Annotated in this window: 14 protein-coding genes and 1 tRNA gene; 3 read left to right on the top strand and 12 right to left on the bottom strand. The window is 57.8% G+C overall.

The features are described 5' to 3' along the window. Window positions 1-89: 89 nt before the first annotated feature. From M1E16_RS09370 to M1E16_RS09360, 3 genes are all read left to right on the top strand, one after another. Window positions 90-845: a fimbrial biogenesis chaperone gene (locus M1E16_RS09370; RefSeq protein WP_458129716.1), complete on the top strand. Its 756-nt coding sequence runs from the start codon at window positions 90-92 to the stop codon at window positions 843-845. Window positions 846-882: 37 nt separating this feature from the next. Then, complete coding sequence (locus M1E16_RS09365; protein WP_458129715.1) at window positions 883-3,396, top strand: fimbria/pilus outer membrane usher protein; 2,514 nt, start codon at window positions 883-885, stop codon at window positions 3,394-3,396. A gap of 71 nt (window positions 3,397-3,467) precedes the next feature. Beyond that, entirely contained in the window at window positions 3,468-4,559 is a 1,092-nt protein-coding gene (locus M1E16_RS09360; protein ID WP_458129714.1) for a fimbrial protein, read from the top strand. 53 nt (window positions 4,560-4,612) lie between these two features. Here the strand turns inward: M1E16_RS09360 and M1E16_RS09355 are convergent, their stop codons facing one another. The 12 genes from M1E16_RS09355 to thrS all read right to left on the bottom strand — a co-directional run bounded on the left by M1E16_RS09355 (window position 4,613) and on the right by thrS (window position 18,436). Beyond that, a complete protein-coding gene (locus M1E16_RS09355; RefSeq protein ID WP_458129713.1) occupies window positions 4,613-6,094 on the bottom strand; it encodes a hypothetical protein in 1,482 nt (493 codons plus the stop codon). Between the two features lie 120 nt (window positions 6,095-6,214). After that, window positions 6,215-8,422, bottom strand: a complete 2,208-nt coding sequence (locus tag M1E16_RS09350) for an autotransporter outer membrane beta-barrel domain-containing protein (RefSeq protein ID WP_458129712.1) — start codon at window positions 8,420-8,422, stop codon at window positions 6,215-6,217. Between the two features lie 247 nt (window positions 8,423-8,669). Continuing rightward, window positions 8,670-10,679 (bottom strand): hypothetical protein, encoded by a 2,010-nt coding sequence (locus M1E16_RS09345; protein WP_458129711.1) that lies wholly within the window; start codon window positions 10,677-10,679, stop codon window positions 8,670-8,672. Between the two features lie 290 nt (window positions 10,680-10,969). Continuing rightward, a tRNA-Pro gene (locus tag M1E16_RS09340) sits at window positions 10,970-11,046 on the bottom strand. 90 nt (window positions 11,047-11,136) lie between these two features. Beyond that, the gene (locus tag M1E16_RS09335; RefSeq protein ID WP_003179985.1) at window positions 11,137-11,493 is read right to left on the bottom strand and encodes a MerR family transcriptional regulator; all 357 of its coding nucleotides are present in this window, start codon (window positions 11,491-11,493) and stop codon (window positions 11,137-11,139) included. Next, complete coding sequence (gene ihfA, locus M1E16_RS09330) at window positions 11,474-11,776, bottom strand: integration host factor subunit alpha (protein ID WP_002553164.1); 303 nt, start codon at window positions 11,774-11,776, stop codon at window positions 11,474-11,476. The genes M1E16_RS09335 and ihfA overlap by 20 nt, the downstream gene beginning before the upstream one ends. A gap of 3 nt (window positions 11,777-11,779) precedes the next feature. Beyond that, entirely contained in the window at window positions 11,780-14,158 is a 2,379-nt protein-coding gene (pheT, locus tag M1E16_RS09325; protein WP_458129710.1) for a phenylalanine--tRNA ligase subunit beta, read from the bottom strand. Between the two features lie 36 nt (window positions 14,159-14,194). Then, window positions 14,195-15,211: a phenylalanine--tRNA ligase subunit alpha gene (gene pheS / locus M1E16_RS09320; protein WP_003203624.1), complete on the bottom strand. Its 1,017-nt coding sequence runs from the start codon at window positions 15,209-15,211 to the stop codon at window positions 14,195-14,197. A 109-nt stretch (window positions 15,212-15,320) separates the two neighbouring features. Continuing rightward, window positions 15,321-15,677: a 50S ribosomal protein L20 gene (rplT, locus tag M1E16_RS09315; protein ID WP_002553161.1), complete on the bottom strand. Its 357-nt coding sequence runs from the start codon at window positions 15,675-15,677 to the stop codon at window positions 15,321-15,323. Window positions 15,678-15,707: 30 nt separating this feature from the next. Beyond that, the gene (gene rpmI, locus M1E16_RS09310) at window positions 15,708-15,902 is read right to left on the bottom strand and encodes a 50S ribosomal protein L35 (protein ID WP_002553160.1); all 195 of its coding nucleotides are present in this window, start codon (window positions 15,900-15,902) and stop codon (window positions 15,708-15,710) included. Between the two features lie 60 nt (window positions 15,903-15,962). Next, a complete protein-coding gene (infC, locus tag M1E16_RS09305) occupies window positions 15,963-16,514 on the bottom strand; it encodes a translation initiation factor IF-3 (RefSeq protein ID WP_169432615.1) in 552 nt (183 codons plus the stop codon). Continuing rightward, window positions 16,514-18,436, bottom strand: a complete 1,923-nt coding sequence (gene thrS, locus M1E16_RS09300; RefSeq protein ID WP_458129709.1) for a threonine--tRNA ligase — start codon at window positions 18,434-18,436, stop codon at window positions 16,514-16,516. Before thrS ends, infC begins: the two co-directional genes overlap by 1 nt. Between the last annotated feature and the right edge of the window lie 147 nt (window positions 18,437-18,583).

Genomic DNA, 18,583 nt, shown 5'->3' with positions numbered 1-18,583 from the left:
GCTCTTGCCCCTTGGTTGCGCGTCATGGCCAAGGGGCCTCTCAACGCTGTCCGGGCACCCGTACTCGCCTGGATAAAAGGTACTGACCTATGTTCGGCTTAATCAAGCAGGTGGCCACTAGCCGGCCGGCTCTTGGCGTTTGCATGACTGCTTTCATGCTGGCGTCACATATTCCCGTCGGCCAGGCGGCCTTGACGCTCAACGGTACCCGCGTGGTATTCGGCAGTGACCAGCGCAGTGCTTCGTTGATCGTCGCCAACCCCAGCAACAGGACCTTTGCGGTACAAACCTGGGTCAATACGGCCGACGATGACGCCACCACAGCGGTGCCGTTCATCCCTTCTCCTCCGTTGTTCCGACTCAACCCGGGCAAGGAACAGCAAGTCCAGATCAATGGTTTGCCCAATACGCTGCCAACCGATCGAGAGTCGCTGTTCTATTTTAATGTTCAGGAAATCCCCCAGGCCACCCCCGACGAAATCAATGTTCTGAATATCGCCCTGCGCACCCGCATAAAACTGTTTTATCGCCCCAGCCAGCTCAAGGAAAACCCAATCAGCCGCCTGAAGGACTTGCAATGGTCGATCAAGCATCCGGGCGGTAAACCGCAGTTGGTGGTGAATAACCCGACGCCTTTCCACGTGTCCTTTATTCGCCTTGAAGTGAACGGAAACGGCCAGCACCAGACCTTTCAAAACGTCGCGATGGTCGGGCCACTCTCCAGCCAGGCCTATGCCCTGGACAGCGTCAGACCCGGGCCCGGTTTGCAGGTGGTGTTCTCGGCAATCAATGACTACGGCGGCTACAGCAAACCGTTGACCTTACCGATTCAGTTGACCCCTTGAGGCAGTGCATATCGCGCTCACTGCCTGGAATACGATCATGACACTATCACCCGGATGCCGACGCGCGCGTTACCGCCTGCGCCTTGTTCATCTGTTCGTTATCGGCAGCGGCGGCGCCATCCTGTTCGAGGCAAGGCCCGCGCTGGCGACACCCGCCATTGAATTCCAATCCAGCTTCATGCGCCAAAGCCCGGAGCATGCCAGCGACGCCGGAGCGTTGGCTCTCAGCGCTCTGGCCAACAGTCACGATCTGGGCCCGGGGCGCTACTGGGTCGACATTCAGGTCAACCTGGGTTATTTCGGCCAGCGAGAAATCGAGTTCCTCTTCAGCCCCGAGGGTGATCGCCTGCTGCCTTGCCTGTCGCCCGAACTGCTGGGTCAACTGGGCGTGCGGCTCGACAGCCTGGCCGACCCCGCTTTGCTGCAAGCCCCTTGCGTCGATCTGTCAGCGCTGATCCCAGGTGCCGAGATCGACTTCGATGGCAGCAAGCTGCTGCTGGCCATTTCCATCCCGCAAATCGCTATGCGCCGCGACGTGCTGGGCCAGGTCGACCCCAAGCGTTGGGACCATGGCATCAATGCCGCCTTTGTCAGCTACCAGGTATCGGCGCAGCAGGGCACGAGTCGCTATCGCGGCCACCAAAACAGTGATGATCTGTACCTCAACAGCGGCCTTAACCTTGGCCCCTGGCGCTTGCGCAGCAACCAGTCGCTGCGCCAGAACGAAGATGGCAAGCGTGAATGGACCAGAGCCTACACCTATGCACAGCGCGACTTGCCTGGCACCCATGCGAATCTGACCCTGGGTGAAACCTTTACCAGCGGCGATGTGTTCAAAAGCCTGCCGATCAAAGGAATACTCATCGGGTCGGACCTGGGGATGCTGCCTGATGTCCTGCAAGGTTATGCACCGATCATCCGCGGCGTAGCGCAAACTCGCGCCAAGCTCGAGATTCTGCAGAACGGTTATCCGATCTACTCCACTTATGTCAGCCCCGGCCCGTATGAAATCGACGACCTCAGCACCAGTGGCGGTAGCGGGGAACTGGAAATCGTCCTGACTGAGGCCGATGGTCAGGTCCGCCGTTTTACTCAGCCCTACGCGACGCTCAGTAACCTGTTGCGTGAAGGTGTATGGCGCTATGGCAGTGCGCTGGGCCGCTACCACGGTACAAGCGACCTCGATGAGCCATTACTCTGGCAAGGCACTCTGGCCATGGGCACGGTGTGGAACTCAACGCTGTATGGCGGCCTGATGGTCAGTGATTTCTACCGGGCCGGCACCCTCGGAGTATCCAGGGATCTGGGTTCGTTCGGCGCGCTGGCCTTTGACCTCACTCATTCGAGCGCCGATATTCACACCCTGGATTCGCAGAATGTCCAGGGTTTGAGTTATGCCGTGAAATACGGCAAATCCTTTGCGACCAAAACCAATCTGCGCTTCGCCGGCTACCGCTATTCGACCGAAGGCTATCGGGATTTCGACGAAGCCGTGCGCCAACGTAGCCGCAGTTCAACCTGGCGCGGCAGCCGTCGCAGTCGGCTGGAGGCTTCGGTCTATCAGAACATCGGCGCACGCAGCTCGCTGAGCCTGACATTGTCACAGCAGGATTATTGGCAAAGGGCCTATGTACAACGCCAGTTCCAGTTCAACGTCAACACCCATTACAGGGGGGTTGGCTACAATTTATATGCGTCACAATCACTAAGCGACACCCGCGACAACGACCGCCAGATTGGTCTGAGTGTGACGTTGCCATTAAATTTTGGTCATTCGACCAGCGCGACTTTCGATGTGCAGAATAACGGCGACCGTTATAGCCAGCGTGCCAGCCTGGGAGGCAGTGCCGACCAGAACCGGCTCAACTACCGGGCATCCCTCGGCAACAATGAAAACCACCAACAGTCCGCAGCGCTCTCGCTCGGCTATCAGGCACCTTTTGGTAGCGTCGGCGCGGGCCTCACCCAAGGCAGCGACTATCGCAACGTTTCACTTAATGCCAGTGGTGCGGTGCTGCTTCACGCGGACGGCGTCGAACTGGGGCCTTATCTGGGCGAAACCTCAGCGCTGGTGGAGGTTCCGGACGTCGCTGGAGTCGGCGTGTTGAATGCCACCGGGGTGAAGACCAATGAGAGGGGCTATGCCCTGGTGCCTTACCTGCGCCCGTATCGGGTTAATCATGTGGTGCTGCAAACCGACCAGCTGGGTCCGGAGGTAGAAATCGATAACGGCACCGCCCAAGTCGTACCCAGACGCGGTGCGGTGGTCAAAGCCACCTTTGCTGCCCGCTCGGTCACTCGCCTGGTTATCACTGCCCGAACCAGCAACGGTCGGCCGCTGCCGTTCGGGGCTCAGGTGGCCAACGCCCTGGGAGAGGTGATCGGCGTCGTCGGCCAGGCCGGTCAGGTCATGCTGTCGACCAGCGCCGAACCGCAGCGACTCGACGTACGCTGGGGCGATCAAACCGATCCGCAGTGTCGGCTGAGCATCGATCCGCAGAATATGGAGCAGGCACAAGGCTATCGATTGCAAGAATTGTCGTGCTACTAACCGTCGCCTTGCAACCGCTCGACAGGGATAAGGACATTTTTTACTCACCCTGCCCACTCAGGAACGACAACATGAAAACATCTAGACGCTGGATCACGGGCCTACTGGGTCTGGCTGCCAGTTGCCAGAGTCATCTGGTCATGGCAGCCCCCAATACCTGCACGTGGCGGATAACGTCCGGCCCCATAACATTCAGCCAGGACATCGGGACAGTTTTCGTCCCTCGGGATGCGCCTGCCGGGAGCATCATTGGTTCCAGCCTGCGGCTTAACCCGAGAAATAACGAAGGAGCATCCATACTCTGCGACAACGATGGCCGTGTGCGGCTGACGTTCAATGCGCAGGCGAGTGTGCCATTCGTTCAAGGTTCATTGCCCGCCATGGGCGCCCAAATTGCACCTGATACGGTCCTGCAAACCAACATCCCCGGTGTCGGTGCCAAGATCGTGCTGGGTTTCCCATTTGATAATTCGGCGACCAATGCATTCATCCCGGATGCAGGCGACTCCACGGTACCTTTCACAGCTCACCACGAAAGACCAATGGGATCGGCGCTGTTAAATTTTTCACGATTGGAAGGCTCTATCACGCTGGTAAAGACAGGTGACATCGCGCCCGGGCCACAGACTCTAAATGGACAAGAATTGTTCAACGGCTCTTTCTCAGGCATCGCCGGCACGGCCTTCGGGCTTGGGTTGACCGGCACGGTAATTCAAGCCCATTGCGGCAGTAACAGGGTGAGCGCCGATCCCGTGCCGCTAGGTAATTGGGACATCTCGGACTTTACAGGTCCGGGCCATGCCACGACCGCGGTCCCGTTCAATATTATCCTCAGCTCCTGTGTAGCCGATGACAGGGACATCAACATTGCCACCGTCAATATTCGCTTCGAGGGCGCCAACGGCTCAGTACCGGTCGCTCCGCCGATCCCCGGGGTCTTCAGCCTGACGCCCGACTCCGAAGCCGAAGGCGTGGGGATCCAGATATTGCGGGCCGATGGGTCGACCCCCGTCGAACTCAATACTGAAGTTGCGCTACAACCGATTACCGTTGGCGATACCGTTCTGGATTTCACGGCGCGCTTTTACCAGACCGGGGCGAGCAGGGATCTCGTTCCTGGCACTGCCAAAGGCGCTTTGAGTTTCACCCTCACGTATAACTAGAAAAGCCCGGCCCTCGCTAAAAATGGTCAGGGCTGTCCGCCACACATGCCCGGTCAGTCGACTAGTGTCAACTGCAGTTGCGGAAAATTGGGGGCAACAAGTGGCGGCCATGTCTGCCCGCCGTCAAAACTCACGTAGACTTTTCCCGTTAAAGACTCGTTACGCCGCAGTGAATTCAAGAACGCTTTACTTACCCGCACCGTTCCTCCCACACCAATACCCCGGATGACTTCCTGCTCAGTGACCGCACGCTCACGGATCGCCACGAATGTATCGGGGGAGCCGATTCCGGTCATTCGGATCATGATCCAATGATCAGTCGTCATTAAGGACCATGTACCCATCGTTAATTTAGCCCCTTCAGCCGCAACGGAACGTACACTCAGTCGCCCGCCGGAAAGCCCATCGCACTGGACTGTCGGGAATTTCCCACTTGGTATGGGTTGAACCGTCAGGCTGAGAATCGCGGACGGCCATTCCTGATCCTGCGCGTCGATGACACCATAAGACACCGGCAGGGTCTTGCCGATATACGCGGCAATCGATTTCATCGGAATCGGATAACGGCGCGACACCAGGGGGATCGCTGGGGTAGTGCGGTATTCCCCCACGCTGTCGGGATCACCCCACTGCACCCAGACCTTCTCGCCCGGATGAATGACTGCGGTGTCCGGTATCTCTACAACCGCCCCGGACGTAAACTGCAGTGGGCACAGCGTCTGCTGTCCTCCGGTCCCCGAGGCGTTCTCGACGGAAGGCCAAGGCAATTCGCGTGGGATAGGGGTGGCAGCGACGTCCAGCTCAACGAACTCGGATTGCACGCTTGGATTGCCCGCGCGGTCCCAAACCTTATAGCTCACATATCGCCAGCCATCGCCACGGTCACGAATCAGTTCACCAGAAACAGTGATGATCACCGGGTCGAGATAATTCAGGTGGTCCAGATCTATAACATCTCCTTGATTCAAATCACCCGGTCTTCCTCCCCAATACCAAACGATATGGTCTCCCGGCTTGGGATCGGTGTACGCCGGGAGTTTGGCCTGCACCTGATCGTCCCGTTCCAGGTACCCTGCAGTGAGTTGGTTGGGAGGGAGGACTTCGGAAGGGAATTGCAATTGGCTGGAAGGCGCAAGAAGTGGAGCGATTGTATCGAGAGTGATCACCAGCTCCGAGGAAACATCCGTCTCGTCATTATAAGCAGTCACTTTGTAAGACAACCCATGTTGTCCGTCATTGCCTCGTAGCCGCTGCTTGGGCAATGTAACAAACTGGTCTGGCGCCTCGATAGGCGCACCACGCCAAGAACGAATATCTACCGATACGTCGTCAAAGAACAGTTCAACCGACTCTTCACCCAACCTCGGATCGGAATGCTCCCATAGTTCAAACCAGACTTTCAGGTCGTCGTGTGTTTTGGCTTCCGGGAGCAGATTGGGCTCACCGCCTGGAACATTGTCAAGAACTCCATCCACACGAGGCTCAGGTAAAAGTCCGGGGCTGCTGGAAGACTGGGAGTTTTTTGGCTCGCTCATGAACAAGACTCCTTGGTAAAGCGAGCAACAATGGCCGCAGCCTTGTCCCTCGCGTCAATAAAGTACATTGAACCCGCAGTACAGCGCCTTTCCCCCGCGCAGCCGCCTCAAATCACTGAATTACCAGCTATAACGCACACCGATGTTGGCTCCCCACGGCTGCGTGATCTTGTCGCCGTTGCTGTAATCGAAATCAGCGTGGACCGAAACCTTGTCGGTCAGCGTCATGGCCACACCCGCACCCAGCTCGCCACGGGAGCCCGAGAGGTCGTTGTTGAACACACTGTTGTTGACCTGCACTTCGTTGTTTTTGGCGAACTCGTGTACGTAAGCGGCACGAAGATACGGCTGCACCACTTGTCCTTCGCCCAGGTTGAAGTTGCGCCCGGCAGTCGCACCGACCTTGCCCAGCAACGAGCGAGTGCGGTCGCCTTCGGCGGACAGGCCATTATCCAGAGCGTAATCCTTGCCCTGAATGATGACACCCGACAGTTGGGTGAACGGCTCGACGAAATAACCGTCGTCCAGCGTGATGTGACGACCGAATTCCAGGGACGCTCCCACACCGTTGTTGTTGTAGCTGCCCTTGGCCTGCTTGCCGTCGCTTAGCTGTACTTTGGATTCGTTCCGGAAACGGTTGAACTTGAGCACACCGTCGAAGTAGTAGCCGCTTTCGTCATCCAGCCAAGTGGTGTACGCACCGACGTAATAGCTGTTGACCGTGCCGCTTGTGCCGTGACTCAGGTCCAGATCGGACTTGCTGTAACCACCCAACAAGCCGACTAGCCATTGCCCGTCACCGATCGGCAACGGTGCGTCGGCACCGAACGACAGGCCCTGCTGGGTTTGTTGGTAAGCCACGCCGGAACTGGCGCTGACATCGAACTTGTTGCCATAGGCACGCATCCAGCCACCCGCCTTGCCTTCGTCCATGCGCACTTCGCCCATGCGGCTACGCAAGGTGCTGAGCTCGCCATACCAGACGGTCGGGGCAGTATTGAACAAGGCCAGTACCGATTGTGTGCCAGGGCTGATGACGCGGGAGGCAATATTGAGATACCAGTCGTTGGTGCCCTGTTTGATCAGGTCATAGGAGTAAGTCCCCAGATCCACCGGGCCGTCCAACAGCGAAAACCGGGCATCGCCGGCAGCGATGTGAATGAGCGGTATCGCGCCTGCACCGGTTGGGTCGGCGCCGCTGCTGCTGATCAAAACCGTGTGATTACCGGTGGCAGTGCCGGTTACGTCAAGGGTGTCGACCTGGCCGGTGGAAAAGTCCGCGCCCATAATGAATGTGCCATTGCCCGACAGATTGCCGACTGACAATTTGTAGAACTCGCCAAGGCTGCCGAACTGAACGCCACCGCCGTTCATGGCAAGGTTCGCGACCTCGCCGTTACCGACCATCACCCACCGGGCATCGTTGTTGACCGCCAGACTCTGAACATTCTCCAGGCGGCCGGTCAGCGTGGCGGAATTGTCGAGTACGACATCGGCGCTGCTGCCAGCCGCCACGACGATATCGCCGAACAGTTGGCTGTTATCGGCCTTGAAGTTCGCCGAAGCGTCATTGATGACTTCCAGCAATGTGCCGTTGCCGGCCACCAGGGTTGAGCCGTTGTTGACCTCAATATTCACGCGTTCGGCGTTGGTCTGGGTCAGCCCATTGACGCTGATCGCCGAGCCGGCCAATCCTTCGACGCGGGTGTTATTCAGGATCAGCGCGTTGTCGGCAGACAGATTGAGGTCGGCCCGCAAGCTCACGCCATTGAGCCCGCCCACAATGGTGCTGTCAGTGGCGGAAATTTTCCCGCCGAAGCTGCGGATACCGATGCCGTCGGCGTTGCTGCCGGTTACTTTGGAGCCGGCTTCGAGTGTAAGTTGGCTTTTGGCGCTGAGGCTCGCGCCAACCTCGCCGCCGGTAATCTCACTGTCGCGAACCAGTGCAGTGGAACCACCATTGACCGTTTGCGCCAGACGCAACCCGGTGCGATTGCTGACGATAGTGCTTTTATTGGAAATGGTCGTTTCACTGGCGGAGAGATCGACTCCATTACTGGTACCCAAGGCAGTGACCTCGGTGCCGTCAAGCACGACACTCGAGCCTGTGGTCGCACGGATCTGGGAGGTAGTGGCGCCGTTGGCCGTCAGGCTGCCAGTGTTTTCTATCAGGTAATCGTCAAGCGCAGTGGATTCATTGATGGTCCTGGAGGTGCCATCTATCAAGGTCTGTGCCAGTCCGTCCGGGCTGACCAACAACGGTGTGAGCATGGCAAGTTTGAGAAGACGTACGAGCGGAGTGACAGAAAATGACGGGCGGACGGGCATGGATGGCTCCTTGGTAAACAGGTTGTTTCGCAATCCGTTCTGCCCGACGCCTTATAGCCTGGCCTGAACGTGCAAGGGCGGCAATCCTAAGCAACCTCCTCCTCAAAATATGTAGGACTTATCCTTTTGTGGCAGCGATTTTGTTCTACGCTGTCGCACGAACATTGATGCAAGTCTGCCGTGGTATGTCAGCATCAGTGCGGACACACGGACGACAAACGCCCGTGTGCTGGCCCTGGAGAATGGGCTAAGGCCTTGGGATCTCGCACGGACCATTCGGTAGGTGAAACGCGGTGCGGGTGGTAAAATGCGTCGATTCAATCTCTTCCGTGCCGTCATTAAAGAAGTACTGGATTTTCGCGCGCCCTCTTCGGCTCGGGTTTTCGTTATAAAGAGGCAGGATATGTTTGTCATAGGGCTGCACCAGGAAGATGAAGCCGGTGATGTCCCAATCAGGACCTAGCTCAAACGTCTGCTCGAATTCCGCGCCTGGAATCGGATCTTCCGCATCGTTTAAATCCTCCCCCCTCATCGGCGTGAACACGACCCTTATCGTGTTTCCGTTCTTCAGCAGTGTTGAAAGATCAGGTATGGCGACTTGGAGCGAGCCATCAGCCTCCAAGTCCTTACATCCCGGGTAAGGGGTATCAATGGTGGGAAAACTCGCAGACGGCAGTTCAATAGCGATCGCATTGACATCAACCAGAGCAGGCGCTGAATTCAGATCATTCGGAAGATCGGCTCGGCCAACCTGGTAGTGCACAGGCACTTCAGTCCCGTTACCTCCGCCCTTGATGTACTGCCAAGGAATGTCAACGGTTTGCGATCCGCCAGGTACATGTCCGGTGTTCGTATCGTCAAAGGTAATCTGAGCCTCGACGACACGGGCGCCATTCCAGAAGAAGTCGACGATGTGGCCATTAACCGCCTCGTCGTACCAGGTGAAAGTAAACTTCGCGTCCTGCCCCTTATCAGCCCGCGTCAGCTGATTGGTTCTGATTCCATCGGAACTCTTGACTTCGCCCTCCAGTAAACTTGGATGAATCGGCTTCGGCCAATCGACAGGCGGCCAGGGGTCCCAGGGAATGGCGACCTCCAGGTTGACCTCGATATCAGTAGCTTCAGGCCCGAATACTCGGCCACTGCGAATGACTTGATAGCTGACGTTTGTTGGCTTGTTTCCGGTCGTGTCCTTTCCGTACTCATTGACCAATGTCGCAATAGGCACTACGGGAACCACAATCCTTGCAGGCGGATTGGGGCCAACTGGATAGTCGTCCGGCAGAGTGGTGCTACCCCATTTCAACCGAATGTGGTCATTGGGCTTGGGATTGTCATATTTGGAAATCCAGACGTCCACGCCTGCCAGGGCATGCTCAACCACCAACGGCCCTGGATCAGCCTGAGGAACTTCTGGCGGTTGCAGATTGGTCGGCAGCGGCCCGAAGGTAACGCTCATTTTCTGGTAGAGCGACACCGCCGGGTTCAACGCCCTGTCGATCAAGGCATAGGCGATAAAACATTCGGCATCACCAATGGCCCGAATTTTCGATCCTGGAATTTGCACCGTTGTATCAGTGATGCCAGGCGCGGGCACCAAGTCGTAGAAAACCGGGGGATTTGCCGTCGGGTCCTCAGGCGCGTTGGCAGAGTCAACCCAATAGATGGCGATTTTGTCAGTAGCTTGCCAGTCGGCATAACCGGGAATCGTAGCGGCAACTGTGCTGTTGGGCTGGGGCAGCGTCGTATCATCGACGTAGTCCGTGGCAAACTTCAATGCTGGGGCGGCGCCTGAATAGGGCGGCAGGCGGTCGCAAATGACCTGCATTACCGGAGAGTCAAATTCTTCTTCCTGGTAGGTGTAGTGGCGATACTTCAGCTGACACGTAGCGTTCTGTGGAAGTTCGTTGGCCTTGATGACCATCTCGAACGGGAAGGCCTCTGGCAAATCGGTCCCGCCAATCGGTACTACAAACTCATGACTCGCCACTACGACAAAACTGTCGTTCCCGCGGTCGAAAAGTACCTCTATTTTTTCCGGATCGCCCGGCGGCGCCAAGTTATCCCACTTCGGGATATACACGTTCAGCCCGTTATTGAGGTTAGGGCCTTTCAGAAGATTGTCCGTGGCGTCGGCGAAATCCTCCGGTTTGATTTCTATCGGTTTTTCGGCAAGCCGCGCCCGATATTCGGTTCGCATTTTCTGATACGCACTGTGTGCCTCCCGCCGTTTGAGTTTGGCATCTGTACTTGTCATGTTGTCGCTCTCCCATCAGCACCGTTTTAGCCATTGAAATGTCAATGGCCATCAAGTTTGTCTGGCAGGTCGATAACACCGGGCACTACGCAACACTTCCCATCGCTCTGCGCGGCCACTGAGGCCTTGAGCGAATTAGGCACAGGTTTTTTTTTACGCGATACTGTCAGAGTTGACAGGTGGCCGCCTATACAGAGGTCAGGCTCTGTACGAAAAGTACTAGTTTTGCGCAGGCACAAAAAAGCCGATCTAACTGATCGGCTCAACTGTCTGATTTTACTCAGGAAATATGGTCGGGACGGAGTGATTCGAACACTCGACCCCTAGCACCCCATGCTAGTGCGCTACCGGACTGCGCTACGCCCCGACTAGGCGTGAATCTTGTTCCGCTTCTCAACGGAACGCTCAGGAATATATCGCAAGCTTTTGAAAACTGGAAGTATTTAAAAGCAGAAATTTATTTCTTGAGCACCACCAGCACATCTTCAAGCTCGGCGATCATCTGGCGGATCATTTGTTTGTACTGGGTTGTGTCGTCTTTGGCCTCATCACCGGAGAGGCGCAGGCGCGCGCCGCCGATGGTGAACCCCTGATCATACAGCAGCGCGCGGATCTGGCGGATCATCAACACGTCCTGGCGCTGATAATACCGGCGGTTTCCGCGGCGCTTGACCGGGTTGAGTTGAGGAAACTCCTGCTCCCAATAGCGCAGCACATGTGGTTTTACCGCACACAGCTCGCTGACTTCACCGATGGTGAAGTAGCGTTTGCCCGGGATGACGGGTAGCTCGTCGTTATGACTTGGTTCCAGCATAAGCCTCAACTCGGGCCTTCAACTTCTGCCCTGGACGAAAGGTGACCACACGGCGAGCCGTGATCGGGATTTCTTCTCCCGTTTTCGGATTGCGGCCAGGCCGCTGGCGTTTGTCCCGAAGGTCGAAATTGCCGAAACCGGACAATTTGACCTGTTCGTTGTCTTCGAGAGCGTGCCTGATTTCTTCGAAAAACAGTTCGACCAATTCTTTGGCCTCCCGTTTATTCAGGCCCAACTCCTCATACAGACGTTCCGCCATCTCAGCTTTCGTCAGAGCCCCCATACGTCACTTCCTTAACGTGGCGTTCAACCTGTGTTCGAGCGAGGTGAGGATATTCTGCGTTGCGGTATTCACCTCATCGTCGTTAAGAGTGCGCGATGGATGCTGCCAGGTCAAGCCGACTGCAAGGCTTTTTCTATGCGGATCAATGCCTTTACCCTGATACACGTCAAATAGCCTGAGGTCCGTCAGCCATTCGCCTGCATTTTCACGGATTACTGCCAGTACGTCGCTGGATGCGACGCTGACATCGGCCACCAGGGCAAGGTCACGACGCACTTCAGGAAAGCGCGACAACTCCTGGAATTTCGGCATTTTTCCTTGAGCGACTTCGGCCAGCACCAGCTCGAAAACGAAGACCGGACGATCGAGGCCCAGGGTCTTCGACAATTCAGGGTGAATCGCCCCGACATAACCGACTTCGCGCCCGTCTCGCTCGATGCGCGCGGTTTGGCCCGGGTGCAGCGCCGGATGCTTGCCCGGTACAAAGGTGAACGCGTCAAGCGCGCCGGCGAAGCCCAGCACCGCTTCCACGTCAGCCTTGACGTCGAAGAAGTCGACGACATCGCGACCTTGCGCCCAGCCTTCCGGCAGGCGGCTGCCACAGACGACACCGGCCAGCATCGGCTCTTGTTTCAAGCCGTCCAGTTGCCCAACGAAGCGCAGACCACTTTCGAACAGACGCACGCGGTCCTGCTGGCGGTTCAGGTTGTGCTGCAACGACTTGACCAGGCCCGGCCACAAGGACGAACGCATGGCCGCCATGTCGTTGGAGATCGGGTTGGCCAGCAGCAGCGGCTCGACACCCGGGCTGAACAGCTCGAACTGGCGCGGATCGATGAAGCTGTAGGTGATCGCTTCCTGATAACCACGCGCCACCAGCAGGCGGCGCAGTTCCGGCAGCTCGCTACGCGCCTCAGCCTTGGCCTGTGGAGCCAGACGGGCTTGCGGGTAGCGAACCGGCAGACGGTTGTAGCCGTACAGGCGGGCCAGTTCTTCGATCAGGTCGACTTCCAGACTGATATCGAAGCGATGGCTTGGCACTTCAACCTGCCACTGCCCTTGCCCATCGGCGCGGATGCCCAGGCCCAGGGCGCTAAGCAGGCGCTCGACTTCGGCCGAGTCCATTTCCATGCCCAGCATCTGGGTGATGCGTTGGGCACGCAGGGTCACCGGCGCAATCTTCGGCAAATGCTGCTCGCTGACCGTCTCGATGATCGGGCCAGCTTCGCCACCGGTGATTTCCAGCAGCAGGCCAGTGGCGCGCTCCATGGCTTCACGGGCCAGCTGCCAGTCCACGCCACGCTCGTAGCGGTGCGAGGCGTCGGTGTGCAGGCCGTAGGAACGCGCCTTGCCAGCGACGGCGATCTGGTCGAAGAACGCGCTCTCGAGGAACACATCACGGGTCGTCTTCGAGACGCCACTGTGCTCGCCGCCCATCACGCCGGCAATCGCCAGGGCGCGGGTGTGGTCGGCAACCACCAGTGTGTCGCTGCGCAGGGTCACTTCCTGGCCGTCGAGCAGCACCAGCTTCTCGCCTTCGTCGGCCATGCGCACGCGGATGCCGCCGTTGATTTCAGCCAGGTCGAACGCGTGCAGCGGCTGGCCCAGTTCGAGCATCACATAGTTGGTGATGTCGACGGCCGCGTCGATGCTGCGCACGTCGGCGCGCCGCAGGCGCTCGACCATCCACAGCGGGGTCGGCTTCGACAGGTCGACGTTACGGATCACACGACCCAGGTAACGCGGGCATGCGGCCGGCGCGAGAACTTCAACCGAGCGGACTTCATCATGCACCGCCGGAACGACCGCGACCGCGGGGCGGGTGACCGGAGCGTCATACAAGGCGCCCACTTCGCGCGCCAGACCGGCGAGGGACAGGCAGTCGCCACGGTTCGGCGTCAGGTCGACTTCGATGCTGGCATCGTCCAGGCCCAGGTATTCACGAATGTCCTGGCCAACCGGGGCGTCGGCTGGCAGTTCCATCAGGCCGTCATTGCCTTCGCCGATCTGCAGTTCGGCCTGGGAGCACAACATGCCGTTGGATTCGACGCCGCGCAGCTTGGCTTTCTTGATCTTGAAGTCGCCCGGCAGTTCGGCGCCGATCATGGCGAACGGGATCTTCAGGCCCGGGCGCACGTTGGGCGCGCCGCAGACGACCTGGAAGGTCTCCGTGCCATTGTTGACCTGGCAAACCCGCAGCTTGTCGGCGTCCGGGTGCTGCTCGGTGCTCAGCACCTCGCCCACGACCACACCGCTGAACTCACCGGCGGCCGGCGTCACGCTATCGACCTCAAGGCCGGCCATCGACAGGCGAGCGACCAGCTCGTCCTGGCTTACCTGCGGGCTTACCCAGCCGCGCAGCCATTGTTCACTGAATTTCATCCTGCTCCCCTTAATAAATTCGTTACCGACTGCGACCTAGCGAAATTGCGCAAGGAATCGCAAGTCGTTGTCGAAGAACAGGCGCAAGTCATTCACACCGTAACGCAGCATGGCCAGGCGTTCGACGCCCATGCCGAAGGCAAAGCCGGAGAATTCTTCCGGATCGATCCCGGACATGCGCAGCACGTTCGGATGAACCATGCCGCAGCCCATGACTTCCAGCCAGCCGGTCTGTTTGCAGACACGGCAGCCTTTGCCGCTGCACATCACGCATTCCATGTCGACTTCCGCCGATGGCTCGGTGAACGGGAAGTACGAAGGGCGGAAACGCACGGCCAGTTCTTTTTCGAAGAACACCCGCAGGAACTCTTCGATAGTGCCTTTCAGGTCGGCGAAATTGATGTCGCGATCCACCAGCAGGCCTTCAACCTGATGGAACATCGGCGAGTGGGTGATATCGGAGTCGCTGCGGTACACACGGCCCGGGCAGACGATGCGGATCGGCGGTTGTTGCGATTCCATGGTGCGGACCTGTACCGGCGAGGTATGGGTGCGCAACAGCATGTTCGCATTGAAATAGAAGGTGTCATGCATCGACCGGGCCGGGTGATGGCCTGGGATGTTGAGCGCTTCGAAGTTGTGGTAGTCGTCTTCGACCTCGGGGCCTTCGGCGATGCCATAGCCGATATGGGTGAAGAACTGCTCGATGCGCTCCAGGGTACGGGTCACCGGATGCAAGCCACCGGAAGTCTGGCCACGGCCAGGCAGGGTCACGTCGATGGACTCGGCGGCGAGTTTGGCAGCCAGATCCGCCTCCTCGAACAACGCCTTGCGCGCATTGAGGACCTCTGTGACACGTTCCTTGGCGACGTTGATCAGCGCACCGACCTGCGGACGCTCTTCAGCCGGCAGGTTCCCCAGGGTCTTCATCACCTGAGTCAACTCGCCTTTCTTGCCGAGGTAGTGAACCCGGATTTGCTCCAGGGCATTGATATCTTCAGCGCTTTGCACAGCCTCTAGTGCTTGAGCGACCAGCGCGTCCAGGTTTTCCATGTACAGACTCCAGATACAAAATAGGGGAAGAGCTTTAAGGCTCTTCCCCTATTTAAGACGTTTGACACCTGGGCCCACAAAGGTGAGCCCCGGTGACTGCCGGGGGTACTTAAGCCAAGGTGGCTTTAGCTTTCTCGACAATCGCAGCAAACGCCGCTTTTTCGTTCACTGCCAGATCAGCCAGAACCTTGCGGTCGATCTCGATGGACGCTTTTTTCAGGCCAGCGATGAAACGGCTGTAGGACAGACCGTTAACACGAGCACCAGCATTGATACGAGCGATCCACAGAGCGCGGAACTGACGTTTTTTCTGACGACGGTCACGGTAGGCGTATTGGCCTGCCTTGATTACCGCTTGCTTGGCAACACGGAATACGCGGGAACGCGCGCCGTAGTAGCCTTTAGCAAGTTTCAGAATTTTTTTGTGACGCTTACGGGCAATGACGCCACGCTTTACACGAGCCATGAGTTACTTCCTCTATTCTTGATCCAAAAATTAACGAAGGCGCAGCATGCGCTCGACTTTTGCCACGTCAGACGGATGCAGCAAGCTGCTACCGCGCAGTTGACGCTTACGCTTGGTCGACATTTTGGTCAGGATGTGGCTCTTGAAAGCGTGCTTGTGCTTGATACCGTTAGCAGTTTTCAGAAACCGCTTAGCAGCACCACTTTTAGTCTTCATCTTTGGCATGTTCGGATACTCCGCATTCAGTTGATAAACATAATCGCAAGGCCTGCCGTGCCCTGTTGATTACTTCTTCTTTTTCGGGGCGATGACCATGATCAGCTGGCGTCCTTCCATCTTAGGATGCTGTTCGACCGAACCGTACTCGAGCAGGTCTTGTTCAACCCGCTTGAGGAGTTCCATCCCCAGCTCCTGGTGGGCCATCTCACGGCCGCGGAATCGCAAGGATACCTTGGCCCTGTCCCCATCACTCAGGAAACGTACCAGGTTGCGCAGTTTTACCTGGTAATCCCCTTCCTCCGTCCCTGGACGAAACTTGATTTCTTTTACCTGAATCTGCTTCTGGTTTTTCTTCGCCGCGGCAATCTGCTTCTTCTTTTCGAAGATCGACTTGCCGTAGTCCATCACCCGGCAAACGGGTGGGACTGCGTCCGCGGAAATTTCCACCAGATCAAGCTTGGCTTCTTCAGCAATACGAAGCGCTTCATCAATCGAGACGATGCCAATCTGCTCGCCATCAGCGCCAATTAACCGAACCTCGCGTGCCGAGATATTCTCGTTGATCGGGGCTTTCGGTGCAGCTCGTTTATCTTGTCTCATTTCACGCTTAATAATAATTACTCCGAATCTGGGCGACCACGCCGGGAAACCGCTTGCGCGAGAAACTCAGCGAATTCGGCGACGGGCATCGAGCCCAGGTCAGCACCTTCACGAGTACGCACAGCGACAGTCTGCATCTCGACCTCCCGATCTCCAATAACCAAGAGAAAGGGAACCTTGAGCAAAGTATGCTCGCGGATTTTAAAGCCGATCTTTTCATTTCTCAAGTCGGACTTGGCACGAAATCCGCTTTGGTTGAGAGTTTTTTCGACTTCAGCGGCAAAATCTGCCTGTTTATCAGTGATATTCATGATCACTGCCTGGGTCGGAGCCAGCCACGCGGGGAACGCACCCTCGTAGTGTTCGATCAGGATACCGACGAAACGCTCGAAGGAGCCGAGGATCGCGCGGTGAAGCATGACCGGGTGCTTGCGGCTGTTGTCTTCGGACACATATTCAGCGCCCAGACGGATCGGCAGGTTAAAATCGAGCTGCAGGGTACCACACTGCCAGACGCGACCAAGGCAATCTTTCAGCGAGAATTCGATCTTCGGACCGTAGAAAGCGCCCTCGCCCGGCTGCAGATCGTACGCAAGGCCCGCGCTGTCGAGCGCAGCGGCCAGGGCTGCTTCGGCGCGATCCCACAGTTCGTCGGAGCCGACGCGTTTTTCCGGACGAGTGGACAGCTTCATCTCGACTTCGGTGAAGCCGAAGTCCCGGTAGACGTCCATGGTCAGCTTGATGAACGCGGCGGATTCGGCCTGCATCTGCTCTTCGGTGCAGAAGATGTGGGCGTCGTCCTGGGTAAAGGCCCGCACGCGCATGATGCCGTGCAGCGCACCCGATGGCTCGTTGCGGTGGCAGGCACCGAACTCGGCCAGGCGCATCGGCAACTCACGGTAGCTTTTCAGACCCTGGTTGAACACCTGCACGTGGCACGGGCAGTTCATCGGCTTGATGGCGTAGTCGCGGTTTTCCGACTGGGTGGTGAACATGTTGTCGGCGTAGTTGGCCCAGTGCCCGGATTTCTCCCACAGGCTACGGTCAACCACTTGTGGCGTCTTGATCTCCAGGTAGCCATTTTCGCGCTGGACCTGGCGCATGTATTGCTCAAGCACCTGATACAGCGTCCAGCCATTCGGGTGCCAGAACACCATGCCCGGGGATTCTTCCTGGGTGTGGAACAGGCCGAGGCGCTTGCCGATCTTGCGGTGGTCGCGTTTTTCCGCTTCCTCGATGCGCTGGATGTAGGCCGCCAGCTGCTTCTTGTCGGCCCAAGCGGTGCCGTAGACGCGCTGCAGCTGTTCGTTCTTCGCATCGCCACGCCAGTAGGCGCCGGACAGCTTGGTCAGCTTGAAGGATTTCAGGAAGCGGGTGTTCGGCACGTGCGGACCGCGGCACATGTCGACGTATTCTTCGTGGTAGTACAGGCCCATGGCCTGCTCGCCCGGCATGTCTTCCACCAGACGCAGCTTGTAGTCCTCGCCACGGGCCTTGAAGACTTCGATGACTTCCGCGCGCGGGGTGACTTTCTTGATGACGTCGTAGTCTTTCTCGATCAGCTGCTGCATGCGCTGTTCGATGGCAGCCATGTCGTCCGGGGTAAAAGGACGCTCGAAGGCGATGTCGTAATAAAAGCCTTCGTCGATGACCGGACCGATGACCATTTTCGCGCTCGGATACAGCTGCTTGACCGCATGGCCAACCAGGTGCGCGCAAGAGTGGCGAATGATCTCCAGCCCCTCTTCGTCCTTGGGCGTGATGATTTGCAGCGTGGCATCGCTGTCGATGACATCGCTGGCGTCGACCAGCTTGCCGTTGACCTTGCCGGCCAGGGTGGCCTTGGCCAGGCCCGCGCCGATGGATGCGGCGACCTCGGCTACGGAAACCGGGTGGTCGAATGAACGTTGACTGCCGTCGGGAAGAGTAATAGTTGGCATGGCGCCTCCTCTCCTAGTGGTGACCCCTACCAAAGGTCACGTGGGTTGGGATGAGCCAGTACAAGATCCAGTCCAGGCCGTTCAATGAAGAACGCCTGCCTTACAGCGGCAGGAGCCTTGCGGCCAACCGGGAAACCGAACCAGAGT

The sequence above is a fragment of the Pseudomonas sp. Z2-11 genome (assembly GCF_054161305.1).
Note: the sequence above shows the minus strand (reverse complement) of the source record. Positions and strands in the feature narration are given on the sequence as shown.